Here is a 24,308-nt window from a genome sequence, read left to right as displayed (position 1 = left end):
ATGATGCCAAGACACCGCGCCGCTCGCACGACGTTTACGCCCCGAGCCGGCCGCACGGCCCGCGAAATTGCGTGGCGTTCAGGCGCCCGCGGCCACATCCTCGACCCCATGAACACCGCGCCCCGCACGCTCTTCCTCTCTCCTCGCGTCACCGCCACCGGTCACGCGCTGGCCGCCGCCGCACGCCGGCGCGGCATCGCCGTGGAGACGTACGGGGACTGGCGCACGCCCTCGGAGTGGCTCGGGGCGCCGGGGGCCTCGCTGTACGCGGGGCCATTGTTCGCGGACGCGGTGGGGCGGGAGCTCGGGGTCGGGCTGCTGGAGGCGGCGCCGGGGTGGCTGGCGGGACTTCCGGTCGAACTCGCGAGGCGGGACGTGGAGTTGACGACCGTCGCCGAGGCCCGTCGGCTGCGTCGCCCGGCGTTCGTGAAGCCGCCCAACGACAAGAGTTTCCCGGCCCGCGTCTACCCGGACGGCAGCCGCCTGCCCGGCCCGGACGCGGTGGACGACGCCACTCCCGTGCTGGTCAGCGACATCGTGGCGTTCGAGGTCGAGTACCGGCTGTTCCTGCTCGACGGCGCCGTACGCTCCGGGAGCCGTTACGCGCGCCGGGGCGCCCTCGACGTGGCGCCGCTGGACGGCGCCGACCCGCTGCGCGACGAGGTGCTGGAGTTCGCCGCGCGGCTGCCCGCCGAGGAGCTGCCGAGCGCGATCGTCGTGGACGTGGGACGGCTCGCGCCGGGCGGCGACTGGGCGGTCGTCGAGGCCAACGCGGCCTGGGCCAGCGGGCATTACGCCTGCGACCCGGACGGCGCCCTCGACGTGGTGCTGCGCGCGGCGGCCCCGGCCGGCGCCGTCAGAACCCGCGACGTCCCGTTCCTGCGGGCGACCCCGCACCGGGTGTGACGGGGCCGGGCAGCCGCCGGGTTCAGCAGCCGCAGTCCTCCGCGTCGACGGGCGAGGTGAGCGGGTCCGCGGCCTTCTGCGCGGGGCCCTCCCAGGTCTCGTAGGCGAAGCCCTCGCGGACCCAGTACTCGAAGCCGCCGAGCATCTCCTTGACCTGGAAGCCGAGTTCGGCGAGGGCGAGGGCGGCGCGGGTCGCGCCGTTGCACGCCGGGCCCCAGCAGTACACGACGACGGGGACCGACCGGTCGAGGAGCTCTTCGGCCTGCTCGGGGATCCGGGCCGTGGGCAGGTGGAGGGCGCCGGGGACGTGGCCCTGGTCCCAGGAGGCCGTGGAGCGGGAGTCGAGCAGGACGAAACCGGGGCCCTCGGGCAGGGCGAGCGCGGCGGCGACGTCGGTCACGTCGGCGTGGAAGGCGAGGCTCACGCCGAAGTAGGCGGCCGCCGCGGCGGGCGAGGCGGGGGCCACCCGCAGGACGGGGTGGGCGCTGGTCGTCGTGGTCATGGCGCAACTCCTGGGACGGGGGACGGCCCGCGCTCGGCGACCGCCCCGGCATCTGAAGACACTGGAAATCTACGGCCGGTGATCACCTTCCTTGAAGGGGCGATCCCCGGCACATCTCTTGATCGGCCGGGGATTCTCCTGCTATTCCTCGAACATGACCGCTGATTCCACAACCGCAGCCCAGACCGGGTCCGTGCACACGCCCGACGCCACCGACTGGCGCATTCTGGAGGCCCTGCAGCGCGAGGGCCGCGCGAGCTACGCCGAGCTGGCGCGCGCCGTGTCGATGTCCGCGAGCGCGGTGACCGAGCGGGTACGCCGGCTGGAGGAGGCCGGGGTGATCGCCGGGTACACGGCGGTGGTCGTGCCGGAGCGGCTCGGGCTGCCGATCCTGGCGTTCGTCCGGCTGCGGTACCCGAACGGGAACTACAAGCCGTTCCACGATCTGGTCGCGGTGACCCCGGAGATCCTGGAGGCACACCACGTGACCGGCGACGACTGCTTCGTCATCAAGGTCGCGGCGCGCTCCATGGGGCACCTGGAGGAGGTGTCGGGCAAGCTCGGCGCGCTGGGGTCGGTGACGACGAGCGTCGTGTACTCGTCACCGCTGCCGCGCCGCCCGATCGGTCACTGAGCCCCACATCCCTGCGGCCCGCCTTCGGACCCCGCCGCGGCGGGGCACAGCAGACCCTCAGACCCCGCCGCGCTGGCGCACCTCGGACCCCTCCCGCCCCTTCACGACCTCCAGTTGGGCGTGCACCCGGCGCCGCAGGTCGCCGACGTGGCTGACGATGCCGACGCTGCGGTCCCGCTCGCGCAGCGTGTCCAGGACGTCCAGGACCTCGTCGAGGGTCTGGTCGTCGAGGCTGCCGAAGCCCTCGTCGATGAACAGGGTGTCGAGCCGGACCCCGCCCGCCTCGTCGGTGACGACGTCCGCGAGGCCGAGCGCGAGCGCGAGCGACGCGAAGAACGTCTCGCCGCCGGACAGCGTGGCCGTGTCCCGCTCCCGGCCGGTCCACGCGTCGACCACGTGCAGCCCGAGGCCCGAACGGCCGCGTCCGGACAGCGAGTCGGAGTGGACGAGCGTGTAGCGGCCGGACGACATGCGGCGCAGGCGTGCCGTCGCGGCGGCCGCGACCTGCTCGAGGCGCGCGGCCAGGACGTAGGACTCCAGGCGCATCTTGCGCTCGTTGTCCGCCGAGGTGCCGGCGGCGAGGGAGGCGAGCCGGGCGATCCGGTTGTACGTGGCGCGCAGCGGGCCGAGCCGGCGGGCCTCCTTGGCCGCGCTGCGGGACAGCCGGTCGAGCGCGTCGCAGCGGCGGGCGGCGGCGTCGCGTGCGGAGGCGGCGACGCGCACCCGGGTGTCGGCGGCGTCGGCGACGGCCCGTGCGGCGGCGACGTCGGCGGCAGGCCGGTGGGCGGCGGCCGCGGTGTCCTCCTCGGCGAGGACCGCGCGCACGGCGGCCTCCTCGGCCTGCCGTGCGTCGAGCCGGTGCTGGAGCTCCCGGTGGGCGGCGTCGTCGAGCAGCGCGCCCGCCGCGGCCTCCGGCGTGTCGAACCCGGCGCGGAAGGCGGCGTCGGCGAGTCGCGCGTCGGCGTCCTTGAGGCGCTGCGCGGTGTCCTCGACGGCCCGGGCGGCGTCGGCGGCGGTGTCCAGCAGGGTGACGAGCCGCTCCAGCTGTGCGGCGCGCACCTCGACGCTCGCGGCGCCGCCGCGGGCCTGCTCCAACTCCCCGACCAGGCCGTCCCGTTCACTGTCGAGTGCCTCGCGCAGGGAGGCCCGGCTCGCGGTGCGGGTGGCGGCCTCCTGGCGGGCGGCGGTCCTGCGGCCGTGCTCGCGCTCGGCGTGGTCGAGCGTCTCGCGGGCGGCGCGCAGGGTGGACGCCTCGGCGCGGGCCTCGGCGTGTCGCGCCTCCAGTTCCCGTGCCGCGTCGGCGAGTTGACCGGCCGGTGCGTCACCGGCCGCCGCCTTCGCCGCGGCCAGATCCTCTCGGACGCGGGCGAGTCGCCGCTCGGTGTCGGCCCGGTGGTCCTCGGCCGTGCGGTGGGCGGCGAGCGCGCGCTCCTCGGCCGCCTGGTCCACGTGTCCCTCGGATCTGGCGCTCGGCGCCGGGTGCTCGACGGAGCCGCAGACGGCGCAGGGTTCGCCGCTGACGAGGGCCTCGGCGAGCTCGGCGGCGACGCCGCGCAGCCGCCGCTCCTTGAGCCCGAGCCAGTGCTCGTGCGCGGTGGCGGCGTCCTCGCGGGCGCGCAGGGTCGCCTCCTGCGCCGTGCCGGCCCGCTCGGCCAGGCGGTCCCGCTCGACGGCGGCCGCGGCCCGCTGCCGTACCGGTTCGAGCTGTCCGGCGAGGTGCTCGGCGTGGGTCGCCGCCTCCTGGGCGCGCTCGACCCGGGCCTGGAGTCCGGCCCTGCGGGTGTCCCAGGCATCGAGCCAGCCGTCGGTCTCGGTGAGCAGCTCGGCGTCGGCGCGCTCCTCGCGGTCGAGCCGGGCGCGGTCGTCGGCGATGCGGGTCAGGCGCTGCTCGGCGCGGCGGGCGGCGTCGAGTCCGCCGAGCTCGTGGGCGAGGCGCCGGGCGGCCTCGGCGAGGGCGCCGGGGCCCGCGTCGTCGGCGAGGTGCCCGCCCGGGGCGCAGGCGCTGAGCTCGGGGGCGGCGGCCAGCGCGGCACGGGTGCTTGCCTCTTCGCGCAGGGCCGTGCGGTGCTCGGTGTCGGCCGCGTCGCGCAGGGCGAGCGCGGGGGCGACGGTCTCGGCCTTGCGGCCGCGGTCCATGCGCTGCTGGAGGGCGAGGTGCTCGTCGGCGCGCTCGTCGAGCGCGGCGGCACGCGCGCGTGCCTCGGCGAAGCGCCGCTGGAGCCGGGCCGTGTCCTGCTCGGCGGCGAGGGCGTCCTGCGCGGCCTTGCGGGCGGAGTCGGCGGCGCCCAGGGCGAGATGGGCGTGGGTGAAGCGCTCACGGGCGCCGCTCCGGGCGACGGCGGCCCAGGTCAGCACGGCGTCGGCGAGACCCGGCTCGCCCGGCTCGGCGTCGGCGGGCTCGAGTTCGGCGGTGTCGCCCGCGGCCTGCTGCATGCGGTGCGCGTCGGCGAGGAGCTCGGTGTCGCCCGCCTTGACCTGCTTCTCGGCGGCGCGCCGGTCCTCGGCGAGCCGCTGCTCGACGGCGGCGAACCGGTGCGTGTCGAAGAGCCGGCCGAGGAGCTTGCCGCGGGCCTCCGCGTCGGCGCGCAGGAACCGCGCGAAGTCGCCCTGCGGCAGCAGCACGACCTGGCAGAACTGGTCCTTGCTCATGCCGAGCAGCTGGGTGATCTCCTCGCCGATCTCCTGGTGGGAGCGGCTGAGGTCCTTCCAGCCGGCGGCCTCGGCGTCGTGCTCACGCAGCCAGCTCTGTGCCTTCTCCGTGGTGAAGCCGGTGCCGCGCTTCTTGGGGCGCGCGTACGGGGGCTGGCGGGTGAGCTCCAGTCGGCGGCCCGCGACGGTCAGATCGAGGACGACCTCGGTGCGCACACCGGGCTCGGCGTGGTCGCTGCGCAGGTGCTGGCCCTGGGAGCCGCCGTTCTGCCGGGCGCCGGGGACCGACCCGTACAGCGCGTAGCAGACCGCGTCGAGGACGGAGGTCTTGCCGGCGCCGGTCGGGCCGTGCAGCAGGAAGAGTCCGGCGGAGGACAGCGCGTCGAAGTCGATCTCCTGCGTGCCGCCGAAGGGGCCGAACGCGGTGATCTTCAGGGTGTGCAGTCTCACCGGGCGACCTCGCGCACCACGTCGTCGGTCCGTACGGCGTCGAAGGCGGCGCGCAGCACGGCGCGCTCTTCCGGGTCGGGCCCGGCGCCGCGGACATGGGTCACGAAGTCCTCCGCGATCTCGTGGTCGTCGCGCCCGCTGAGGCGCTCCGCGTAGCTGGCCTCGGGGCGCGCGTCGGTGCGGCGCGGGTCGAACAGCAGGCTGAGGGTGTGCGGGAAACGGTCGGTGAGGCGGGCCATGGGGTCGTCGGGCCGCACCTCGTCGGTGAGGGTGGCCTCGACCCAGGACTCCTCGTGGACGGTGAGGTCCGGGTCGGCGAGGAGGTCGTCCAGGTCGCCGCGGATCCGGGCGAGCGGCCGGGGCACCGGGCAGTCGATCCGCTCTGCGGTGACGGCGCCCTCGGCGTCCAGGTCGACGAGCCACATGCTCTTGCGGTGGTCGGCCTCGGAGAAGGAGTAGGGCAGCGGGGAGCCCGAGTAGCGGACGCGCTCGGTGAGGGTCTGGCTGCCGTGCAGATGGCCGAGGGCCACGTAGTCGACCCCGTCGAAGACGCCCGCGGGGACGGCCGCGACGCCGCCGACGGTGATGTCCCGCTCGCTGTCGCTGGGGGCGCCGCCGGTGACGAAGGCGTGGGCGAGGACCACGGACCGGGTGCCGGGGGCACGCGCGGCGAGGTCGGCGCGCACCCGCTCCATGGCGGCCCCGAGCACCTGCTCGTGCCCGGCGCGCTCGACCCCGAACTCGGCCTTGACGAGGGCGGGCTCCAGGTAGGGCAGTCCGTAGAAGGCGACGTCGCCGTGCGCGTCGCTCAGTACGACGGGCTCGGCGACTCGGCTCGCCGCCGTACGGAGGTGGATGCCGGCGCGGCCGAGGAGCCCGGCGCCGACGCCGAGGCGGCGGGCCGAGTCGTGGTTCCCGGAGATCATCACCGTGGGCACGCCGAGGTCGGCGAGGCGGTGCAGGGCGTCGTCGTACAGCTCGACGGCGGACAGCGGGGGCACCGCCCGGTCGTACACGTCGCCCGACACGACCACCGCGTCGACCTCCCGCTCGCGCACGGTCTCGACGAGGTGGCCTATGAACGCGGACTGGGCGTCGAGCATGCTCACGCGGTGGAACGCGCGGCCAAGATGCCAGTCGGACGTGTGCAGCAGCCTCATGACACACGAGGCTAACCGCTGGGTCTGACAGCACGGCAGAAACACCGGGGCCGCCCCGGCTCCCCCGGCTCGCGGGTGACAGGCCTCACACCGGCTCGGCGCCGGCGCCGGCCTTCGCTATCCGTAGGCCTCGCCGCCGAGCTCGAACCCGGCCTCCCCCGCCGACACGTCCGCGAGCCACGCCCGGAACCTCTCGAGGTCCGACTCGGGGAGCCCGATCTCGATGGCGACGTTCTCCCCGTAGTGGACGTCGCGCACGCTGCGCCCGGTGGAGCGCAGGTCGTTCTCCATCTTGCCCGCGCGCGCGTGGTCGACGGTGACCGTGGCGAGCCGGTAGCGGCGGCGGGTGACGGTGCCGAGCGTGTCGAGCGCCTCGCCGACCGCGCCTCCGTAGGCGCGGATGAGGCCGCCCGCGCCGAGTTTCACGCCTCCGTAGTAGCGCGTCACGACAGCGACGACGTACCGCATCTCGCGGCGGGTGAGCATCTGCAGCATCGGGACGCCCGCGGTGCCGCCGGGCTCGCCGTCGTCGCTGGCCTTCTGTACGGAGGCGTCGGCGCCGATGACGTACGCGTAGCAGTTGTGGGTGGCGGTCGGGTGCTCCTTGCGGATGCGGGCGACGAAGGCCTGGGCCTCCTCCTCGGTGGCGGCGGGCGCGAGCGCGCACAGGAACCGGGAGCGGTTGATCTCTGTCTCGTGCACGCCCTCGTGGGCCACCGTGCGGTACTCGTCCTGCATCCGGCCAGCCTATGCGCCCGCGCGGAATCGGCGGGCGGCGCGGGTGGTTAGCCCGAGGTCAGCCTTCCGCCCGACCATGCTTGGAGGCGCCGATGTACGGCGACCAGGAGACCGTCCGCAAGATCCTCACCGGTACCGGGGACACCTGGGCCGTGGTGGGGCTCTCCTCGAACCGGTCGCGGGCCGCGTACGGCGTCGCGCGGGTCCTGCAGCAGTTCGGCAAGCGGATCGTCCCCGTCCATCCGAAGGCCGAGACGGTGCACGGGGAGCGGGGGTACGCCTCGCTCGCCGACATCCCGTTCCCGGTGGACGTGGTGGACGTCTTCGTGAACAGCGAGCTGGCCGGTCCGGTGGCGGACGAGGCGGTGACGATCGGGGCGAAGGCGGTGTGGTTCCAGCTCGGGGTGGTCGACGAGGAGGCGCATGCGCGGACGCGCGGGGAGGGCCTGGAGATGGTGATGGACCGCTGCCCCGCGATCGAGATCCCCCGACTGCCCTGACCCCGGCCAGCCCCTGGGGCGCGACCGTCCGGCCCCTGGGGTACGCGGAGCGTGCCTTCAGGGGCGCGGGGCTGTACCCGATCAGCGACTCCGTCGCAGGGGCGCGAGAAGCCCCACCGGGCGACACCTGACGACGCCCCTCTGCCCCTAGGCGGCAGCGATGCCGCAGCCCGGCTCAGGGCGTGTCGAAAGAGGCGAAATACGCGGCGGCCATGTCCTCGTGGCCGTGGCCCTGCTCCGCCGCGCGGCTGAAGCGGGCCGCCGCCGCCTCCGCCACGTCCAGACGGACACCGTGCGCCCGCCCGGCCTCGGCGATGAGCCGCGCGTCCTTCGCCGCGGTGTCCACCGCGAACTGGGCCGGGGTCAGCCGGTCCTCCAGGATCATCGCCGACTTGGCGTGCAGGTACGGCATGTCGAGCCCGCCGCCCGCGATGGCGTCGAGGAAGGACTGCGGGTCGACGCCGAGCGCCTTGGAGAGGGCCAGGGCCTCCCCCACCGCGTTGGTCGCGGCGAGCACCCAGCTGTTGGCGACGAGCTTGAGCCGGGTGGCGCCGCCCGCGCCGCCGTCCTCGCCGATCCACACGGTGCGGGACCCGACGGCTTCGAGGACCGGGGCGACGGCGTCGCGCCGGTCGGCGGGCCCGGCCGCAAGGACGAGGAGCTGGCCGGCCTCGGCGGGCTGGCGGGTGCCGAGGACCGGGGTGTCGAAGAAGACGAGGCCGTGCTCGGCGGCGAAGTCGGCCAGCGCGGCGACACCGTCGATCCCGGCCGTCGTCGACTGCAGCCAGGCCGCACCCGGCTTCAGCCCCGCCGCGGCCTGCCGCATGACGTCGAGCGCGGCGGGTCCGTCGTAGAGCATCGTGAGGACGACGTCGGCGTCGGCGACGGCCTCGGCCGGGGTGTCGCTGACCTGGACGCCGTCGGCGGCGAGCGGCTCGGCCTTGGCGCGGCTGCGGTTCCAGGCGCGGACGGTGTGTCCGGCGCGCGCGATGTTGCGGGCCATGGCGGCGCCCATGATGCCGGTGCCGAGAACACCGACGGTCAGCTGCTCTGTCATGTCGTCGACTCTCCCTCAACTCTCCTCTTCGGCTGTCCGGTTCAAGATCTCATGAGGCGCGGCCGTGCCGCGCTCCGGGCGCGTACGGTCGGCCGGGTGGACGAACGCACCCTGCTCGCCCGTTCCGGCGGCCCCGTCACCCGGCGCCGTCTCGCCCGCGACCTGACCACGCTGGGGCTCGGCCCCGGCGACACCGTCATGTTCCACACCAGGATGTCCGCGCTCGGCTACGTGGCGGGCGGCGCCGGCACGGTGCTCGACGCGCTGCTCGACGTGGTGGGCGCGTCCGGCACGCTGATGGTGACGTGCGGCTGGAACGACGCCCTGCCCTACGACTTCGACACCTGGCCCGCCGCCTGGCGGGATGCGGTGCGGGACGAACACCCGGCGTTCGACCCGGAGTCGAGCGAGTGCGACCACGCGAACGGGCGGCTGCCGGAGGCCCTGCGGCACCGGCCCGGCGCGCTGCGGAGCCGGCATCCGGACGCGAGTTTCGCCGCGCTGGGCGCGGGCGCCCGGGAGTTGACGGTGGATCAGCCCTGGGACGACCCGCACGGGCCGGACAGCCCGCTCGCCCGGTTGGTGGCGCGCGGCGGCCGGGTCCTGATGCTGGGCGCGCCGCTGGACACGCTGACCCTGCTGCATCACGCGGAGGCCCTGGCCGAGGCGCCGGGCAAACGGTTCGTGTCGTACGAGCAGCCGGTGCGGGACGGGGGCCGGCGGGTGTGGCGGCGGTTCCACGACATCGATTCCGAGCGGGGCGCGTTCGACTACGGCTCCGCGGTGCCGCCGGGACGCGACCCGTTCGAGGTCATCGGCGCCGATCTGCTGGCCGCGGGGCTCGGGAGGAGCGGGCGGGTCGGAGCGGCGCGGTGCCATCTCCTCGACGCGGGCACGGTCGTGGAGTTCGGCCGGGCCTGGATCGAGGAGAGGCTGGGCGGGGCGTCCTAGACGGCGATGCCGAGGCCCTCGACGACGGTGGCGCCGGGGAGTTCGGCGAGGGCCTTGCCCGGCACGATGAGCTTGCCGCGCCGGGTGCCGCTGCCGATGAGGACGTACGGCAGGTCGGCGACGGCCGCGTCGACGAGGACCGGCCAGTCGGCGGGCAGCCCGATGGGGGTGATGCCGCCGTACTCCATGCCGGTCTCGCCGGTGGCGGTGTCCATCGACGCGAAGGAGGCCTTGCGGGCGCCGAGGTGACGGCGCACGACGCCGTTGACGTCGACCTTGGTGGCGGACAGGACGACGCAGGCGGCCAGGGTCGCCTCGCCGCCGCGCTTACCGCTGACGACGACGCAGTTCGCGGAGGTGTCGAGCAGGTCGGAGCCGTAGTGCTCGACGAACGTGGCGGTGTCGGCCCAGTCCGGTTCGGTGTCGACGTGGATCAGATCCTGCGCGGGGACGCTGCCGCGCCAGCTCCGGACGGCGTCGGCGACGGGGCGGGTGAGCAGGTTCAGGACGTCCGGGGCGGGGTTCGCGGTGTCGAAGGTACCGATGGGTGCGCGCATGTCCGGCACGCTAACAGTTGCCCGGGGTGGGATCGTGCGGGCCTCATGTGGTCTCCGGTCGGCTGCGGGTCCGTCGTGGCTGGTCGCGCAGTTCCCCGCCGGGCCGCACCCGGCGACGAGACCGAAAGGACCTCAGCGCTCGAACGGCACCGAGACGGCCAGCATCATTTCGACCGGCTCCGTGCCGTCGTTCCGGTACTCGTGGGAGACGGACGCCTCGAAGGTCGCGCTGGATCCGGCCGGGACCCGGTGCACCACCCCGTCGACGACCAAGGCCAGCTCGCCGGAGGTCACGTGCAGCAGCTCCACCGTCCCCTGCGGGTGGGGATCCGAGGGGCTGCCCTCGCCCGGCGCGAGCCGCCACTCCCACATCTCGAACGGGCCGGGCGCCTCCGCTCCGACGAGCAGCCGGTTGTGGCTGCCGCCCTCCGTGGACCACAGCCGCACGGCCTGGTCACCGGGCACGACGCGGACCTCGGGGCCCTGTTCGTAGTCCAGCAGGGTGGTGATGCTGACGCCGAGCGCGTCGCCGATCTTGACGACCGTGCCGATGCTCGGGTTGGTGCGGGCCTGTTCGATCTGGATGACCATGCCCCGGCTGACCCCGGCCCGGGACGCGAGCGTGTCGAGGGTGAAGCCGCGCTCGGTGCGCCAGTGCCTGACGTTGCGGGCGAGCGACTGGGTCAGGAGGTCGAGGTCCGACACGTTCCGTCCATCGAGGGGCCTGGAGGGGCACACCTGGTTGCACCCCGACGTGCAGCAAACTGTACTCAGACCCGGTAGCGGCGCAGCGCGGGCATCACGCAGGCCAGGCCCAGCATCGTGACGACGACCAGGAGTCCGCCCCCGACGACGGCCGCGCGGGGCCCGAACACGGAACCCGCCGAGCCGTGCAGCACGTCGGCGAGCCGGGGCCCGCCCGCGACGACGACGGTGAAGACGCCCTGCATCCGGCCGCGCATCTCGTCGGTCGCGGCGGACAGCAGGATCGCCCCGCGGAAGACCATGGAGACCATGTCGGCGATCCCGGCGAGCGCGAGGAACGCCACGGCGAGCCAGAGGTTGGCGCTGAGCCCGAACCCGGCGACCGCGAGCCCCCACGCGACGACCGCGCCGATGACCATCCAGCCGTGCCGCCGCGCCCGCGAGAACGTGCCGGAGAACAGCCCGCCGGCCACCGCCCCGACGGGGATCGCCGCGAACAGCAGGCCGAGGGCGAGCCCTTCGCCGTAGGGCGCGTAGGTCTCGGCGGCGAGCTGCGGGAAGAGGGCGCGGGGCATGCCGAGGACCATCGCGACGATGTCGGCGAGGAAGGACAGCAGCAGCACCTTGTGCAGGGCGATGTACCGGAAGCCCTCGGCGATCTCCCGCACCCCGGCCCGGCGGGCGACGGCGCCGAGCGGGGGCAGCGCGGGCAGCCGGTACACGGCCCAGACGGTGACGCAGAGGGCGAACGCGTCGATGAGGTAGAGCTCCGGCAGGCCGATCACGGGTATCAGGACGCCGGCGAGCAGCGGGCCGACGACCTGGCCGGTCTGCATGACGGTGGAGCCGAGCGCGTTGGCCGCGGCGAGCTGTTCCTTGGGCACGAGACGGGCGATGGAGGCCGTGCGGGCAGGCGAGTTGAGCCCCCAGAAGGCCTGTTGCAGCGCGAGCAGCACCATCAGTACGGCGACGGAGCCGAGCCCGGTGACGGCCTGGAGCCAGAACAGGACCGAGGTGCCGGCGATGCCGCAGTTGGTGATGAGGAGCAGCTTGCGGCGGTCCATGGTGTCGGCGACGGCGCCGCCCCACAGGGCGAACACGACGAGCGGTACAAGTCCGGCGAGGCTCGCGGCGCCGACCCAGGCGGAGGATCCGGTGATGTCGTAGATCTGCTTGGGCACGGCGACGGCGGTGAGCTGGCTGCCGACGGCGGTGACGATCGTGGAGGACCACAGGCGGCGGTAGGCGGGGATCCGCAGCGGCCGGGTGTCCATCGCCCAGCGGCGCCGGGGTTGCGGTGTCTCGTCCGGCGCGGTGCCGGTGCTGCTCTCGCTGGTGCCTGTGCCGTCCACGCCGCTCATCCTGGTTGCTCGCTACATCTACCCGTTCGGGCATCAGTGTCGCAGTCCTGGCGCGGACGGTGTCGGGCGGTCTCAGGTGCCGGCGATGAGCAGGGCTCCCATGGCGAGCATCGTGACGGCGACGAGTCCGTCGAGCACGCGCCAGGCGGCGGGCCGGGCGAGGAAGCGGCTCAGCAGCCGGGCGCCGAAGCCGAGCGCGACGAACCAGACCAGGCTGGCGAGGGTGGCGCCGAGTCCGAAGGTCCAGCGCAGCGGGCCGCGGTCGGCGGCGACGGAGCCGAGCAGCAGCACGGTGTCGAGGTAGACGTGCGGGTTGAGCCAGGTCAGGGCGAGGCAGGTGAGCACGGCGCGGCGGCGCGATCCGGTGGAGTCGCCCTCGGTCCGCAGGGCCGCGTCGCCGGGGCGCAGCACGCGCCGGGCGGCGAGTGCCCCGTAGCAGAGCAGGAAGGCGCCGCCGATCCAGCCGACGGCGGTGACCGCGCCCGGCCACGCGACCACCAGCGCGCCGACACCGCCGACGCCGAGGGCGATGAGCACCGCGTCCGACAGGGCGCAGATGCCGACCACGGCGAGGACGGCGTCGCGGCGGATGCCCTGGCGCAGGACGAACGCGTTCTGGGCTCCGATGGCGACGATGAGCGAGAGGCCGGTGCCGAAGCCGGCGGCCGCGGCGGTGAGGGAGGCGGTCATGTCCTCGACGCTACGGAGACGATCACCGCGCGTACAGCTAAAGATTTTTACGTAGCATTAGCGCAGCTTAGGAAGGATGGGTGTGCGGTGATCTCCGAGCTGCCGTTGGACCAGGTGCGGACCCTGCTGGCCGTGGTCGACGAGGGCACGTTCGACGCGGCGGCGGCCGTGCTGCACGTGACGCCGTCGGCGGTGAGTCAGCGGGTGAAGGCGCTGGAGCAGCGCACGGGCCGGGTGCTGCTCGTGCGCACCAAGCCGGTGCGGCCGACCGAGTCGGGGCAGGTGGTGGTGCGTTACGCCCGTCAGCTGGAGCGCCTGGAGCGGGACGCGCACGCGGCGCTCGGGATGGGCCCGGGCGACGGCGCGACGCGGGTGACGGCCGCGGTGAACGCGGACTCGCTGGCGACCTGGTTCCTGGACGCGCTCGCCCGGGTGCCGCAGCGTCCGCCGATCGCGTTCGAGCTGCACCGCGAGGACGAGACGCGCACGGCCGAGCTGCTGCGCGAGGGCCTGGTGATGGCGGCGGTGACCTCGTCGCCGGACGCGGTCGCGGGGTGCTCGGTGCGGGCGCTGGGCCGGATGCGGTATCTGGCGGCGGCGCACCCGGACTTCGTACGGGAGCAGCTCGACGGGCCGCTTGCGGAGGGGCTCGCGCGGGCGCCGGTGATGACGTTCGACCGCAGCGACGAGTTGCAGGACGCGTTCGTGCGGGGGCTCGGCGGGGCCGGGGCGGGCGGGGTGCGGCACGCGGTGCCGACGTCGGACGGGTTCGCCGCGTCGGTGGCGGCGGGGCTCGGCTGGGGTCTGGTGCCCGAGGCGCAGGCGGCGCCGCTGCTGCGCGCGGGCCGGCTCGTCGAGCTGGCGCCGGAGCGGCCGGTGGACGTCCCGCTGTACTGGCAGCAGTGGAAGCTGGACTCGCCCGCGCTCGCCGCGGTGACCGACGCGGTGGCGGCGACCGCGGCGACGGCCCTGCGCCGCTGAGGTCGCACCGCTGAGGCCGCGCCGCTACTACCTGGGGCTACTGCTGGTCCTCCAGTTCGGACAGCGCGAGGAGCTGTTCCGGGGTGATGTCGGCGGGGATGGGCCGGGGTGCGGGCGTGCGCAGCGGCGGCTGCCAGCCGGCCTCCTCGTCCCAGGTCCGTACGACCTTGGCCGGCGCCCCGGCGACGACGGCGTGGTCGGGGACGGTGCCGCGCACGACGGCTCCGGCGGCGACGACCACGTTCCGCCCGAGGCGGGCGCCCGGCAGGATCACGGCGCCGGTGCCGATCCAGCAGCCGGGGCCGATCTCCACGGGCTCCATGCGGGGCCACTGGCGTCCGACGGGCTCGTGCGGGTCGTCGTAGGAGTGATTGGTGGAGGTGATGTAGACGTACGGGCCCATGTAGACGTCGCTGCCGATGGTGACCGTCGTGTCGGCGACGACGTGGCCGCCGCGGCCGATGACGACACCGTCGCCGAGGGTCAGGATCGGGTCGGGTCCGAGGTCGAGGTCCGGCATCATCCCGGCGGTCAGGGTGACCTGCTCGCCGATGATGCAGTGCGCGCCGAGCCGGATCCACGGTTCGCCGAAGACGGTGCCCTGCGGGAAGGCGAGCTTGGTGCCGTGGCCGATGGCGCGGAACCGGTAGCCGCCGGGCTGCTCGGCCGTGACCGCGCCGCGGCGCTGCGCCCACCGCCAGCCGGCCTGCACGGCGCGATGGGCGAGCCCGCCCCGGGCGGCCCGCCGGCCCGACGAGAACACGTTCCGGTTCTTTGGCACGGCGCCACGTTACTCACCCGTACGGCGCTCCCCCACCTCGACGGCCTGTGATCTTCACCCCACGGGTACGGTTCGCTCCAGGCGCGACGCAGGCAGAGCACGCACGACTCGCAAGGAGCAGAATCGCATGGCCCACGAGGCACTCATCGCCGGGTTCGGCGGCAAGGAACCGAAGCTGGACCAGGACGCCTTCGCGGCGCCCAACTCCACGCTGATCGGCGACGTCACGCTGCACGCCGGGGCGAGCGTCTGGTACGGCGCGGTGCTGCGCGCGGAGTTCGAACCGATCACGCTCGGCGCGGACAGCAACATCCAGGACAACTGCACGGTGCACGTCGACGCCGGGTTCCCGGTGACGATCGGCGAGCGCGTCTCGGTGGGGCACAACGCGGTCCTGCACGGCTGCGCCATCGAGGACGACTGCCTGGTCGGCATGGGCGCGACGGTGCTCAACGGCGCGGTGATCGGTGCCGGCTCGCTGGTCGCGGCGCAGGCGCTGGTCCCGCAGGGCATGGTCGTCCCGCCCGGTTCGCTGGTCGCGGGCGTGCCGGCGAAGGTGCGGCGCGAGCTGACGCAGGAGGAGCGCGAGGGCGTGACCTTCAACGGCACGGTCTACGTGGACCTGGCCCGCTCCCACCGCGAGGTCCACGAGAAGGCGGCGGACGCGAGCTGACCGGCCCGAGGGGGCCGGGGCCCGGTACGGCGGGGCGTCACTCGCCCGCGGCCACCGGCTCCGGCCCGGACTCCGCCTCGGCGGCGGCCTCGGCCTTGGCGGCGGCCTTCGTCGCCTTGCGCTTGACGATCAGCATCGAGGCGATGCCGATGAGGACCGCCGCGCCGAGCCCCAGGTACGAGAAGCGCTTGAGCCAGTCCTCGGCGACGACGCCGATGTAGTAGATGACGGCCGTGGTGCCGCCGGCCCAGACGACGCCGCCCAGGAAGTTGGCGATGAGGAACTTCCAGTACGGCATGTGCAGGACGCCGGCCAGCGGGCCGGCGAAGATGCGCAGCAGGGCGATGAAGCGGCCGAAGAACACGGCCCACATGCCCCACTTCTCGAACGACCGCTCCGCGGTGGCCACGTGGGCGGGCCCGAAGTGCCGCGGGAACTTGGCGCCGAGTTTGGCGAGGAGCGGCCGGCCGCCCTTGCGGCCGATCGCGTAGCCGATGGAGTCGCCGATCACGGCGCCGGCCGTCGCGCACACCCCGAGCACCACCGGGTTCACGTCGCCGTGCTGCGAGGACAGCAGGGCGGCGGAGACGAGGACGATCTCACCGGGCAGCGGGATGCCGAGGCTCTCCAGGCCGATGACGCCCGCCACCAAGGCGTAGATGGCGACCGCCGGGATCGTGTCGAGCCATTCCTGGACGTGCAACGCCGTCGCCTCCCGTGCCGGTGCGGTGTCTCCCCGAGGTGCGCGCCCCCTGTGCCGCGCGCCTCGGGAAGCCTACCTGTTCGGCCTGTTCGGTCCGGATCAGCTGTTGGGCCGCAGGGTCCACACCACCGTCATCTCGCCGGTCACGGCACCGTCGGCGCGCGTGATGGCGATGCTGACGGGGAACTCCGGTCGCCCGCCCGCGTCCAGCTCGGCGACGACGTCGGCGGCCGGGCGGCCGAGGGTGGCCGTCGCGGTGACCGGGCCCATGGCCAGCTTCTTGTAGGCGATCTCGGCGCTGACGGCCAGCGGCACGGCGCGCGAGAGCTGGTCGCCGAAGGCGGCGAGGACGATGGCCCCGCTCGCGGACTCGGCCAGCGTGAACATGGCGCCGGCGTGCGGGCCGCCGACGTGGTTGTGGTAGTCCGCCTGGTCGGGCAGCGAGACGACGGCCTTGTCGGGCGTCGTCTCCTGGAACTCGAGGTTCAGCGTGCGGGCCATCGGCACGGTGGCGGCGAGCATGTCGCCGATGGACATCTGGTCTGCGCTCATGCCCGAAGGTTACCCACGAGTAGCCAGCTTGGCCATCCCCTCGCCGGCGTCCCCAAATGCCCCAGCCGCGCCACCTTCGTCCGCCGGAACGTTGCACGTCCGGTACCGGGTGGGGACATCCGTGGCCCCGGAACCCTCTATCGTTGACGGCCATGTGGCCAGGAACGCAGCCGCCCGGGGGCGAGCAGAACCCGCAGGACCCGAATCAGCCGGGACCCAACCCGTATCAGCAGCCGGGGTACCAGCAGCCGAACCCCTATCAGCAGCCGGGGTACCAGCAGCAGCCCAACCCGTACCAGCAGCAGCAACAGCCTGCCTGGAACGCGCCGACGACGCCGATGGGTCCGCCCCAGGCGCCGAAGGGCGGCGGCGGGAACCAGACGAAGATCGTCGCCATCGTCGCCGCGGCCGCCGTCGTCGTGGCCGCGGGTGTGACCGGTTTCCTGGTCCTCGGCGGTGACAAGGACGACGACGCCAAGGGTGGTCCGAAGAAGTCGCCCAAGGCCTCGGCGTCCGCCCCGAAGAGCCAGGAGCCGAGCGCGAGCGCGTCCGCGGGGAACCCGCGCGGCGGGGACAACGAGGTGCGGCCGGTCGTCGCCGGCTGGCAGCCCGTCGTGAACACCAAGCACAAGACGGTGTTCGACGTGCCGCAGGGCTGGGAGGTCAGCACCAGCGGCTCGGACCAGATCATCGGCTTCGAGTACGACTACAAGGGCAAGGACGGCAAGAAGGAGCACGGGATGACCACCGTCTCCGCTCCTGCCGAGCTCCAGTCCAAGTGGTGCACCGAGGACTCCGACAAGGACGGCCGCGACGAGGACACCTCACTGTCCGGCGTCGGCACCCGGGGTGAGAACGGCGCGAAGACCGCCAAGGAAGCCGCGCAGAACCGCATCCCGTGGTGGATCTACGGTGGCTACACCGAGCCGTCCATCAAGGCGGTCAAGGTCGACAAGCCCAAGGACTTCACCAACGCGCAGGGCATCAAGGGCAGCCTGATCAAGGCACACTCCGAGGGCTCCCCCAAGAAGGGCAAGTGCGCCAGCGAGGGCAAGGCCGTGGTCTTCGCCTTCCAGAACGGCGTCGGCGACTTCGTCTCCTGGGATCTGTGGGCCGCCAAGGGCGTCAAGAACGAGCTGTCGGACGCGACGATCACGAAGATCCTCAACTCCGTGCGCTACTACGAGGACCCCGAGGCCCAGTAGCACGACCGCTCCCGGCCGGTGCTCGGCCGGGAACCGGCTTGTCGATACGGGTGTGCGGCGGCGATAGTCCCTGAGTGACCGACGCCGCCGCCGCCCCGCCCCACCAGCCACGACGTCCGCGCAGGCCCGCCTGGGCGGGGCGCAACTACACGCTGCTCGCGGTGTCGGCGTTCATCACGACGCTCGGTTCGCACGGCGCGCTGATCGCCTCCGCGTTCGCCGTGCTCGACGCGGGCGGCGACGCCGGTGACGTGGGCCTGGTCGCGGCCGCCCGCACCCTGTTCCTGGTGGTCTTCCTGCTGGTGGGCGGCGCGGTCGCCGACCGGCTGCCGCGCCACCACGTCATGGTCGCCGCGAACGCCCTCAACTTCCTGTCCCAGGGCGCCTTCGCCCTGCTCGTCCTCCAGGGCGATCCGCGGTTGTGGCAGATGCTGGCGCTCAGCGCCCTCGGCGGCACGGGTCAGGCGTTCTTCAACCCGGCGGCCGAGGGCATGCTCATGTCCTCCGTCTCCGGCGAGCAGGCGTCCCGCGCCTTCGCGCTCTTCCGGATGGGCATGTCCGGCGCCGCCGTCGGCGGGGCCGCGCTCGGCGGGGCGATGGTCGCCGCGCTCGGCCCCGGCTGGGTGCTCGCGCTCGACGCGGCGGCGTTCGCGGTGGCGGGCGGGCTGCGGGCGTTCCTCGACATCGGCCACATCGCGGCGCGCGCACCGGGCGGCGGACTGCTCGCGGACATCCGCGACGGCTGGCGGGAGGTCGTGGGGCGCCCCTGGCTGTGGGCGGTCATCGCCCAGTTCTCGGTGGTGGTCGCCGTCGTCGGCGCCGCCGAGTCGGTGTTCGGTCCCCTGGTCGCCCGGGACGAGCTGGGCGGGGCCGGCCCCTGGGGTCTGGCGCTCGGCGCGTTCGGCGCCGGCACGATCCTCGGCGGCCTGCTCATGATGCGCTGGAAACCGAAGCGCCTCCTGCTCGCCGGCTCCGTGGCCGTCTTCTCGCTGGCCCTGCCCTCCGCCGCGCTGGCGGTCCCCGTGCCGCTGCCGGCCCTGGTGGCCGTCATGTTCGTCAGCGGGGTCACGATCGAGATCTTCGGCGTCTCCTGGATCACCGCGCTGCACCAGGAGATACCCGAGGAGAAGCTGTCCCGGGTCTCGGCCTACGACTGGTTCGGCTCGGTGGCGATGGTGCCGCTGGCCACCGCGCTGGCCGGCCCCGCCGAGTCGGCCTTCGGCCGCTCCCCCGCCCTGTGGGGCTGCGCGGCCCTGGTGGTGCTCGCCACGGCGGCCGTCCTGTGCGTGCCCGACGTACGGAACCTGCGGCGCCGCGAGCCCGAACCGGTCAAGGCCGGCGAGCCCGCGGACCCCGCCGAGCTCACCCCACGCTGAACGAGCCGCCCGGGGGCAGCGGCGAGGGCACCGCGTCGGCGTCCGTCACGGGCCGCGCGTCCCCGATGAAGCGGCGCAGCCCGGGGCCGTGCTCGACCCGCGCGGGAAACGCGTCCCGTGCCGTGCGCCGGGCCAGCTCGGCCACGTCGATCTCCTCCTGCGAGGCGATCAGCACCGCGTTCCCGAACCGCCGCCCGCGCAGCACGGCGGGCTCGGCGATCACCGCGAGGTGGGCGAACACCTCGGCGAACGTGGCCAGTTGGGACCGCAGGAACGCGAACGGGGCGCCGTCGGCGAGGTTGGCCGCATAGACCCCTCCGGGCCTGAGCACCCGGTCGGCCTCCCGCGCGTAGGCGAGCGTCGTCAGATGGGCGGGCACCTGGGAGCCGCCGAACACGTCGGCGACGAGCACGTCGGCCGCGTCGTCGGGCGCCGCGGCGAGCCAGGCGCGGGCGTCGTCCCCGTGCACGGTCACACCCGCGCCGGCGGGCAGCGGCAGCTGCTCGGCGACCAGCGCGAGCAGCCCCCGGTCGGCCTCGACGACGTCCTGCCGGGAGCCCGGCCGGGTGGCGGCGACGTAGCGGGGCAGGGTGAGGGCGCCGCCGCCGAGGTGCAGCACGTCGAGCGCGCGGCCCTCGTCACCGGCACAGTCGAGGACGTGCCCGAGCCGCCGCGCGTACTCGAACTCCAGATGCGCCGGCTCGTCGAGGTCGACGTACGACTGCGGGGCGCCGTCCACCGTGAGCAACCAGGCCCGCCGCCGGTCGACATCGGGCATCAGCTTGGCGAAGCCGTACTCGACAGCACGACCGACGGGTATGGCCTCGACCTCAGGTTCACTCACGCCCCTATTGTGCCGGTCCCCCGGAGGGCGAAGGCGTGGGGCCGCACCGCCCCACGCCCCCTCCAGAAGGCGTCGCCCTCTACAGCCGCCCCCTACATCAGTACGGCCGACACGGTGCCGGCCCCCACCGTGCGCCCGCCCTCCCGGATCGCGAAGCCGAGCCCCGCCTCGAGGGGCACGTCGCGCCCGAGCTCGACGGTCATCGTGACCGTCTCCCCGGGCCGGGCGACCGCGGCCTCCCCGAGGTCGACGTCCCCCACGACGTCCGCCGTCCGCAGATAGAACTGCGGCCGGTACCCGGTGGAGAGCGCCGTGCTGCGCCCGCCCTCCTTCGCGGAGAGCACGTACACCTGCGCGGTGAAGCGCCGCGCCGGCCGGACGCTGCCCGGCTCGGCGACGACGTGCCCGCGCCGGACGGCGTCCCGCGGGACCCCGCGCAGCAGCAGCGCCACGTTGTCCCCCGCCTGCGCCTCCTCCATCGGCTTGCCGAAGGTCTCGACGCCGGTGACGACGGTCTCCGCGTCCTTGAGGGACTCGGCCCCGTACACCCGGACGCGGTCCCCGACCCGGACGCGCCCGCGCTCGACGGCCCCGGTGACGACGGTGCCGCGCCCGCTGATCGTCAGCACGTTCTCGACCGACAGCAGGAACGGCGCGTCCACGTACCGCTCGGGCATCGGCACGTACGTGTCCACGGCGTCGAGCAGCGCCTCGACGGCGGCCGTCCAGCGCGGGTCGCCCTCCAGGGCGCGCAGCCCGGAGACCCGGACGACGGGGACGGAGTCGCCGCCGTACCCGTGCGCGGAGAGCAGCTCGCGCACTTCCAGCTCGACGAGGTCGGTGAGCTCGTCGTCGCCGGCGTCCGCCTTGTTGAGCGCGACGACGATGTGGTCGACGCCGACCTGCCGGGCGAGGAGCACGTGCTCGGCGGTCTGCGGCATGATCCCGTCGAGCGCGGAGACGACGAGGATGGCCCCGTCCAGCTGGGCGGCGCCCGTGACCATGTTCTTGACGTAGTCGGCGTGGCCCGGCATGTCCACGTGCGCGTAGTGCCGGGTGTCGGTCTCGTACTCGACGTGCGCGATGTTGATGGTGATGCCGCGCTGCGCCTCCTCGGGCGCCTTGTCGATGCGGTCGAACGGCACGAAGGTGCCGGAGCCGCGCTCGGCGAGGACCTTGGTGATGGCGGCGGTCAGTGTGGTCTTGCCGTGGTCGACGTGGCCCATGGTGCCGATGTTGAGGTGCGGCTTGGTGCGCACGTATGCCGTCTTGGGCATGACTGGGTGGTCCCTTCCGGAACAGAAAAAGTGAAGCCTCCTGGGTGAGGCGGGGACCCCTGAGCGGTACCGACCCTCCCCCTGCGGGGTCCGCCGGAATGTCCGGAGAGGGTCAGCTTCGCGCGCCGTCGACGGCTGCTGCGAGGAAGTGGGTGACGGCAGCCCGAGCAGCGCCCGCGACTGCGGGCGTAGCTGCGTGAAAGGCGTGCCGGAACATGAGGCAGATCATCGCCGACCCGGCTGCGGGCGTCGAATGATTTTCCGCGCCGGGCGCGGGAGTTGTCACGTGCCGGTGTGCTTGAGCGCCTCGCGCACGGACAGGGGCGCGAGCACGTCCCGGTGCGCGGCGACGAAGGCCCGCACGGCGTCGGGGTCGGTCTTCGCGTACTCCCGCAGGCTCCAGCCGATGGCCTTGCGGAGGAAGAACTCGGTGTCGCCCGCCCGGCGCAGGCAGTACGCGAAGAGGCGCTCCGTGTCGGTGGTGTCCGCGCGGCGGAGCTGGTGCAGCAGGGCGGTGCGGGCGAGCCAGATGTCGTCGTCGGCGATCCAGCGGTCCATCACGGCGGTGAGCGCCGGGTCCGCGGCGACGAGGGCGCCCACGACGTGGGCGGCGAGCAGGTCGACGGTGTCCCACCACGGGTCGGTCGTGATCAGGTGCCGGGCGACGGGCAGGAAGGCGGAGGTGAGGCGGCCGGTGTGGCGGCGCAGGTAGTCGACGGCGAAGTACGCGTACTCGCGCCCGGGCAGTGCCCAGCAGCGCAGGGCGACGGCGGTGAGGTCGCCTTCGTCGGGGCGGGGCGTGCCGGCGAGGACGGCCCGGGTCCGTTCCTTGCGCACCGGTTGGGGCAGCCCGAGGAAGGGGGCGACGTCCTTCATGTAGGCGCGCATCGCGGCCGCGCGCTCGGGGTCCGCGACGGCCTCGTACGCGGTGGGCAGCCGGGACAGGATCGTGTCGGCGAGCGCGCTGGGCGGCGGCGTGAGGACGGACATCGCGATCCCCCTGGGCGATGGGACCCGGCAGGTGGGACGTGCCGGATGAGACTCACCCTACGGCGATCTTACGGAGGGGTCGGTTACTCTCCCCGGATGTTCGAGACCGTCCCCGCCCGTCCCGCCGGGTTCACCACGCGCTGCACCAGGGTGCTCCTTTCTCCCTGGTCACGGCTGTCGCTCCTGGTGATGCTGCTCGCGGCGGGGGCGACCTCGGTGCTGCTGTTCGAGCCGCAGCGGCTGCTGGAGCGGGGCTGGCCGCCGCAGGTGGACGGTGCGGCGGCGCTGGTCCTGTTCACGGTGGCGTACGGGCTGTGCACGGTGGCGTTCGTGCCGCGGCCCTTCATCAGTCTGGCGGCGGGCGCGCTGTTCGGGTCCGCGCTCGGGCTCGTCGGCGCGATCGGCGGGACGGTGCTCGGCGCGGGGATCGCTTTCGGACTGGGCCGGATCCTCGGGCAGGACGCGCTGCGGCCGCTGCTCCGCGGGCGCTGGCTCAAGGCGGCGGACGGCCAGCTCAGCCGGCACGGTTTCCGGTCGATGCTGGCGGTCCGGCTGTTCCCCGGTGTCCCGTTCTGGGCGGCGAACTACTGCGCCTCGGTGTCCCGCATGGGCTGGACGCCGTTCCTGGTGGCGACGGGCCTCGGGTCGATCCCGAACACGGCGGCGTACGTGGTCGCGGGCGCCACCGCCGCGACGCCCACCTCCCCCGTGTTCCTGGTGTCGACGGGGTTCATCGTGGTGACGATGCTGGGGGGCGCGGTGGTCGCCTGGCGCAAGCGCCACGCCCTGCGTCACCGGGTCCGCGCCGGCGAGCCGTCCGGGGTCTGAACCGGCGGGCTCAGAGGGCCTCGACGATCGTGGCGTTGGCGAGTCCCCCGGCCTCGCACATGGTCTGCAGTCCGTAGCGGGCGCCGCGGGCGCGCAGCGCGTGCACCATCGTGGTCATCAGGCGCGCCCCGCTGGCGCCCAGGGGGTGGCCGAGCGCGAGGGCGCCGCCGTGCACGTTCAGCCGGGCCGGGTCGGCGCCGGTCTCCCGCAGCCAGGCGAGGACGACAGCGGCGAAGGCCTCGTTGACCTCGAACAGGTCGATGTCGCCGAGGTCGAGTCCGGCGCGGCGCAGCACCTTCTCCGTGGCGGGCACGACGCCGGTCAGCATGAGGAGCGGGTCGGAGCCGGTGACGGCGAAGGAGTGCAGCCGGGCCAGCGGGCGCAGTCCGAGCCGGGCCGCGTGCTCGCTGGTGGTGATCAGCAGGGCGGAGGCCCCGTCGTTGACCGGGCTGGCGTTGCCCGCGGTCACGTTCCAGGTGATCTGGGGGAACCGCTCCTCGAACGCGGGGTCGTAGTAGGCGGGCTTGAGTCCGCCGAGGACCTCGGGCGAGGTGCCGGGCCGGACGGACTCGTCGCGCGCGACGCCGTCGAGCGGGGCGACCTCGGCGTCGAACAGTCCGGCGTCCCAGGCGGCCGCGGCCTTCGCGTGGGACGTGACGGCGTACGCGTCCATCCGCTCCCGGGACAGGCCCCACTTCGCGGCGATCAGTTCGGCGCTGATGCCCTGCGGCACGAGGCCCTCCGGGTAGCGCGCGGCGACGCCGGGGCCGAAGGGGTCGGCGCCTTCGGGCACGTTGGACCACATCGGTACGCGGCTCATCGACTCGACGCCGCAGGCGATGGCCATGTCGTAGGCGCCGGACAGGACGCCCTGCGCGGCGAAGTGGACCGCCTGCTGGGAGGAGCCGCACTGCCGGTCGACCGTGGTGGCGGGCACGGTCTCGGGGAAGCCGGCGGACAGGACGGCGTAGCGGGTGGTGTTCATGGCCTGCTCGGCGACCTGGTCGACGGTGCCGCCGATGACGTCGTCGACGAGCGCGGGATCGACCCCGGTCCGGTCGACGAGGGCGCGCAGGGTGTGGGCGAGGAGTTCGACGGGGTGGACGTGGGCGAGCGCGCCGCTCGGCCTGCCCTTTCCGATCGGGGTGCGTACGGCTTCGACGATGACGGCGTCACGCATGGCTCGGGCCTCCGGGGCGTGTGCGGTTACGCGTGAGTAGGAAATCCGGACTCACCAT

At 74.1% G+C, this 24,308-nt stretch carries 25 protein-coding genes; 9 read left to right on the top strand and 16 right to left on the bottom strand.

Annotated elements, in window-relative coordinates; translation table 11 throughout:
• Positions 1–108: 108 nt before the first annotated feature.
• Positions 109–906 (top strand): ATP-grasp domain-containing protein, encoded by a 798-nt coding sequence (locus ACIBTU_RS22720; RefSeq protein ID WP_399128162.1) that lies wholly within the window; start codon positions 109–111, stop codon positions 904–906.
• 22 nt (positions 907–928) lie between these two features.
• Here ACIBTU_RS22720 and ACIBTU_RS22715 read toward each other — a convergent pair whose 3' ends face one another.
• Positions 929–1,408, bottom strand: a complete 480-nt coding sequence (locus tag ACIBTU_RS22715) for a rhodanese-like domain-containing protein (RefSeq protein WP_399128161.1) — start codon at positions 1,406–1,408, stop codon at positions 929–931.
• Between the two features lie 154 nt (positions 1,409–1,562).
• Between ACIBTU_RS22715 and ACIBTU_RS22710 the strand changes: the two genes are divergently transcribed.
• Positions 1,563–2,042 carry an Lrp/AsnC family transcriptional regulator gene (locus ACIBTU_RS22710; protein ID WP_399128160.1) on the top strand — a complete coding sequence of 160 codons (480 nt, stop codon included), beginning with the start codon at positions 1,563–1,565 and terminating at the stop codon, positions 2,040–2,042.
• Positions 2,043–2,099: 57 nt separating this feature from the next.
• Here the strand turns inward: ACIBTU_RS22710 and ACIBTU_RS22705 are convergent, their stop codons facing one another.
• From ACIBTU_RS22705 to ACIBTU_RS22695, 3 genes are all read right to left on the bottom strand, one after another.
• Positions 2,100–5,141 (bottom strand): AAA family ATPase, encoded by a 3,042-nt coding sequence (locus ACIBTU_RS22705; protein ID WP_399128159.1) that lies wholly within the window; start codon positions 5,139–5,141, stop codon positions 2,100–2,102.
• Positions 5,138–6,301, bottom strand: coding sequence for an exonuclease SbcCD subunit D (locus ACIBTU_RS22700; RefSeq protein ID WP_399128158.1), 1,164 nt, complete (start codon positions 6,299–6,301; stop codon positions 5,138–5,140). Before ACIBTU_RS22700 ends, ACIBTU_RS22705 begins: the two co-directional genes overlap by 4 nt.
• Positions 6,302–6,418: 117 nt before the next feature.
• Positions 6,419–7,039 (bottom strand): YigZ family protein, encoded by a 621-nt coding sequence (locus ACIBTU_RS22695; RefSeq protein ID WP_399128157.1) that lies wholly within the window; start codon positions 7,037–7,039, stop codon positions 6,419–6,421.
• A 92-nt stretch (positions 7,040–7,131) separates the two neighbouring features.
• Here ACIBTU_RS22695 and ACIBTU_RS22690 point away from each other — a divergent pair, with 92 nt between their 5' ends.
• A complete protein-coding gene (locus tag ACIBTU_RS22690) occupies positions 7,132–7,539 on the top strand; it encodes a CoA-binding protein (RefSeq protein ID WP_399128156.1) in 408 nt (135 codons plus the stop codon).
• 175 nt (positions 7,540–7,714) lie between these two features.
• Here the strand turns inward: ACIBTU_RS22690 and ACIBTU_RS22685 are convergent, their stop codons facing one another.
• Positions 7,715–8,596, bottom strand: a complete 882-nt coding sequence (locus ACIBTU_RS22685) for an NAD(P)-dependent oxidoreductase (protein WP_399128155.1) — start codon at positions 8,594–8,596, stop codon at positions 7,715–7,717.
• Positions 8,597–8,692: 96 nt separating this feature from the next.
• On the opposite strand from ACIBTU_RS22685, the gene aac(3) reads away from it, so the two are divergent.
• A complete protein-coding gene (gene aac(3) / locus ACIBTU_RS22680) occupies positions 8,693–9,547 on the top strand; it encodes an aminoglycoside 3-N-acetyltransferase (RefSeq protein WP_399128154.1) in 855 nt (284 codons plus the stop codon).
• Here aac(3) and ACIBTU_RS22675 read toward each other — a convergent pair.
• The 4 genes from ACIBTU_RS22675 to ACIBTU_RS22660 form a co-directional block, all read right to left on the bottom strand.
• The gene (locus ACIBTU_RS22675) at positions 9,544–10,104 is read right to left on the bottom strand and encodes a YbaK/EbsC family protein (protein WP_399128153.1); all 561 of its coding nucleotides are present in this window, start codon (positions 10,102–10,104) and stop codon (positions 9,544–9,546) included. The genes aac(3) and ACIBTU_RS22675 overlap by 4 nt on opposite strands.
• A gap of 132 nt (positions 10,105–10,236) precedes the next feature.
• Positions 10,237–10,809 (bottom strand): helix-turn-helix domain-containing protein, encoded by a 573-nt coding sequence (locus tag ACIBTU_RS22670; protein ID WP_399128151.1) that lies wholly within the window; start codon positions 10,807–10,809, stop codon positions 10,237–10,239.
• A 65-nt stretch (positions 10,810–10,874) separates the two neighbouring features.
• Positions 10,875–12,170, bottom strand: a complete 1,296-nt coding sequence (locus ACIBTU_RS22665; RefSeq protein WP_399128150.1) for an MFS transporter — start codon at positions 12,168–12,170, stop codon at positions 10,875–10,877.
• Positions 12,171–12,242: 72 nt separating this feature from the next.
• A complete protein-coding gene (locus ACIBTU_RS22660) occupies positions 12,243–12,860 on the bottom strand; it encodes a LysE/ArgO family amino acid transporter (protein ID WP_399128149.1) in 618 nt (205 codons plus the stop codon).
• A gap of 87 nt (positions 12,861–12,947) precedes the next feature.
• Here ACIBTU_RS22660 and ACIBTU_RS22655 point away from each other — a divergent pair, with 87 nt between their 5' ends.
• Entirely contained in the window at positions 12,948–13,841 is an 894-nt protein-coding gene (locus ACIBTU_RS22655) for a LysR family transcriptional regulator ArgP (protein WP_399128148.1), read from the top strand.
• 37 nt (positions 13,842–13,878) lie between these two features.
• Here ACIBTU_RS22655 and ACIBTU_RS22650 read toward each other — a convergent pair whose 3' ends face one another.
• On the bottom strand, positions 13,879–14,622 hold the full coding sequence (locus tag ACIBTU_RS22650; RefSeq protein ID WP_399128147.1) for an acyltransferase: 744 nt from the start codon (positions 14,620–14,622) through the stop codon (positions 13,879–13,881).
• A 127-nt stretch (positions 14,623–14,749) separates the two neighbouring features.
• On the opposite strand from ACIBTU_RS22650, the gene ACIBTU_RS22645 reads away from it, so the two are divergent.
• On the top strand, positions 14,750–15,295 hold the full coding sequence (locus tag ACIBTU_RS22645; protein WP_399128146.1) for a gamma carbonic anhydrase family protein: 546 nt from the start codon (positions 14,750–14,752) through the stop codon (positions 15,293–15,295).
• 37 nt (positions 15,296–15,332) lie between these two features.
• Here the strand turns inward: ACIBTU_RS22645 and ACIBTU_RS22640 are convergent, their stop codons facing one another.
• Positions 15,333–15,998 (bottom strand): DedA family protein, encoded by a 666-nt coding sequence (locus ACIBTU_RS22640; RefSeq protein WP_399128145.1) that lies wholly within the window; start codon positions 15,996–15,998, stop codon positions 15,333–15,335.
• A 99-nt stretch (positions 15,999–16,097) separates the two neighbouring features.
• A complete protein-coding gene (locus tag ACIBTU_RS22635) occupies positions 16,098–16,550 on the bottom strand; it encodes a DUF4442 domain-containing protein (protein WP_399128144.1) in 453 nt (150 codons plus the stop codon).
• Between the two features lie 152 nt (positions 16,551–16,702).
• Here ACIBTU_RS22635 and ACIBTU_RS22630 point away from each other — a divergent pair, with 152 nt between their 5' ends.
• Together ACIBTU_RS22630 and ACIBTU_RS22625 are read left to right on the top strand one after the other, a co-directional pair.
• Positions 16,703–17,755, top strand: coding sequence for a hypothetical protein (locus tag ACIBTU_RS22630; protein ID WP_399128143.1), 1,053 nt, complete (start codon positions 16,703–16,705; stop codon positions 17,753–17,755).
• A 74-nt stretch (positions 17,756–17,829) separates the two neighbouring features.
• Entirely contained in the window at positions 17,830–19,131 is a 1,302-nt protein-coding gene (locus ACIBTU_RS22625) for an MFS transporter (protein WP_399128142.1), read from the top strand.
• Here ACIBTU_RS22625 and ACIBTU_RS22620 read toward each other — a convergent pair.
• The 3 genes from ACIBTU_RS22620 to ACIBTU_RS22610 all read right to left on the bottom strand — a co-directional run bounded on the left by ACIBTU_RS22620 (position 19,118) and on the right by ACIBTU_RS22610 (position 22,242).
• Positions 19,118–19,909, bottom strand: a complete 792-nt coding sequence (locus tag ACIBTU_RS22620; protein WP_399128398.1) for a spermidine synthase — start codon at positions 19,907–19,909, stop codon at positions 19,118–19,120. The two genes, ACIBTU_RS22625 and ACIBTU_RS22620, sit on opposite strands and share 14 nt — an antisense overlap.
• Positions 19,910–20,067: 158 nt before the next feature.
• The gene (gene tuf, locus ACIBTU_RS22615) at positions 20,068–21,252 is read right to left on the bottom strand and encodes an elongation factor Tu (protein ID WP_399128140.1); all 1,185 of its coding nucleotides are present in this window, start codon (positions 21,250–21,252) and stop codon (positions 20,068–20,070) included.
• 282 nt (positions 21,253–21,534) lie between these two features.
• A complete protein-coding gene (locus ACIBTU_RS22610; RefSeq protein WP_399128139.1) occupies positions 21,535–22,242 on the bottom strand; it encodes a DNA alkylation repair protein in 708 nt (235 codons plus the stop codon).
• A 96-nt stretch (positions 22,243–22,338) separates the two neighbouring features.
• Here ACIBTU_RS22610 and ACIBTU_RS22605 point away from each other — a divergent pair, with 96 nt between their 5' ends.
• Positions 22,339–23,070 (top strand): TVP38/TMEM64 family protein, encoded by a 732-nt coding sequence (locus ACIBTU_RS22605; RefSeq protein WP_399128138.1) that lies wholly within the window; start codon positions 22,339–22,341, stop codon positions 23,068–23,070.
• Between the two features lie 10 nt (positions 23,071–23,080).
• On the opposite strand, the gene ACIBTU_RS22600 is transcribed toward ACIBTU_RS22605, so the two are convergent.
• A complete protein-coding gene (locus tag ACIBTU_RS22600) occupies positions 23,081–24,250 on the bottom strand; it encodes a thiolase family protein (protein WP_399128137.1) in 1,170 nt (389 codons plus the stop codon).
• Between the last annotated feature and the right edge of the window lie 58 nt (positions 24,251–24,308).

The organism is Streptomyces sp. NPDC050145 (assembly GCF_044460245.1).
In the GTDB taxonomy this organism is placed as follows: domain Bacteria; phylum Actinomycetota; class Actinomycetes; order Streptomycetales; family Streptomycetaceae; genus Streptomyces.
This window is presented reverse-complemented; position numbering and strand designations above follow the sequence as displayed.

Excerpts from the sequence above, each read along its gene's own strand:
- ACIBTU_RS22635 (WP_399128144.1), bottom strand. The coding sequence starts at position 16,550 with ATGAGCGCAGACCAGATGTCCATCGGCGACATGCTCGCCGCCACCGTG.
- ACIBTU_RS22610 (WP_399128139.1), bottom strand. The coding sequence starts at position 22,242 with ATGTCCGTCCTCACGCCGCCGCCCAGCGCGCTCGCCGACACGATCCTG.
- ACIBTU_RS22620 (WP_399128398.1), bottom strand. The coding sequence starts at position 19,909 with ATGCCCGATGTCGACCGGCGGCGGGCCTGGTTGCTCACGGTGGACGGC.
- ACIBTU_RS22685 (WP_399128155.1), bottom strand. The coding sequence starts at position 8,596 with ATGACAGAGCAGCTGACCGTCGGTGTTCTCGGCACCGGCATCATGGGC.
- ACIBTU_RS22710 (WP_399128160.1), top strand. The coding sequence starts at position 1,563 with ATGACCGCTGATTCCACAACCGCAGCCCAGACCGGGTCCGTGCACACG.
- tuf (WP_399128140.1), bottom strand. The coding sequence starts at position 21,252 with ATGCCCAAGACGGCATACGTGCGCACCAAGCCGCACCTCAACATCGGC.
- ACIBTU_RS22700 (WP_399128158.1), bottom strand. The coding sequence starts at position 6,301 with ATGAGGCTGCTGCACACGTCCGACTGGCATCTTGGCCGCGCGTTCCAC.
- ACIBTU_RS22695 (WP_399128157.1), bottom strand. The coding sequence starts at position 7,039 with ATGCAGGACGAGTACCGCACGGTGGCCCACGAGGGCGTGCACGAGACA.
- ACIBTU_RS22660 (WP_399128149.1), bottom strand. The coding sequence starts at position 12,860 with ATGACCGCCTCCCTCACCGCCGCGGCCGCCGGCTTCGGCACCGGCCTC.
- ACIBTU_RS22645 (WP_399128146.1), top strand. The coding sequence starts at position 14,750 with ATGGCCCACGAGGCACTCATCGCCGGGTTCGGCGGCAAGGAACCGAAG.
- ACIBTU_RS22630 (WP_399128143.1), top strand. The coding sequence starts at position 16,703 with ATGTGGCCAGGAACGCAGCCGCCCGGGGGCGAGCAGAACCCGCAGGAC.
- ACIBTU_RS22605 (WP_399128138.1), top strand. The coding sequence starts at position 22,339 with ATGTTCGAGACCGTCCCCGCCCGTCCCGCCGGGTTCACCACGCGCTGC.
- ACIBTU_RS22600 (WP_399128137.1), bottom strand. The coding sequence starts at position 24,250 with ATGCGTGACGCCGTCATCGTCGAAGCCGTACGCACCCCGATCGGAAAG.
- ACIBTU_RS22675 (WP_399128153.1), bottom strand. The coding sequence starts at position 10,104 with ATGCGCGCACCCATCGGTACCTTCGACACCGCGAACCCCGCCCCGGAC.
- ACIBTU_RS22665 (WP_399128150.1), bottom strand. The coding sequence starts at position 12,170 with ATGAGCGGCGTGGACGGCACAGGCACCAGCGAGAGCAGCACCGGCACC.
- ACIBTU_RS22720 (WP_399128162.1), top strand. The coding sequence starts at position 109 with ATGAACACCGCGCCCCGCACGCTCTTCCTCTCTCCTCGCGTCACCGCC.
- ACIBTU_RS22715 (WP_399128161.1), bottom strand. The coding sequence starts at position 1,408 with ATGACCACGACGACCAGCGCCCACCCCGTCCTGCGGGTGGCCCCCGCC.
- ACIBTU_RS22690 (WP_399128156.1), top strand. The coding sequence starts at position 7,132 with ATGTACGGCGACCAGGAGACCGTCCGCAAGATCCTCACCGGTACCGGG.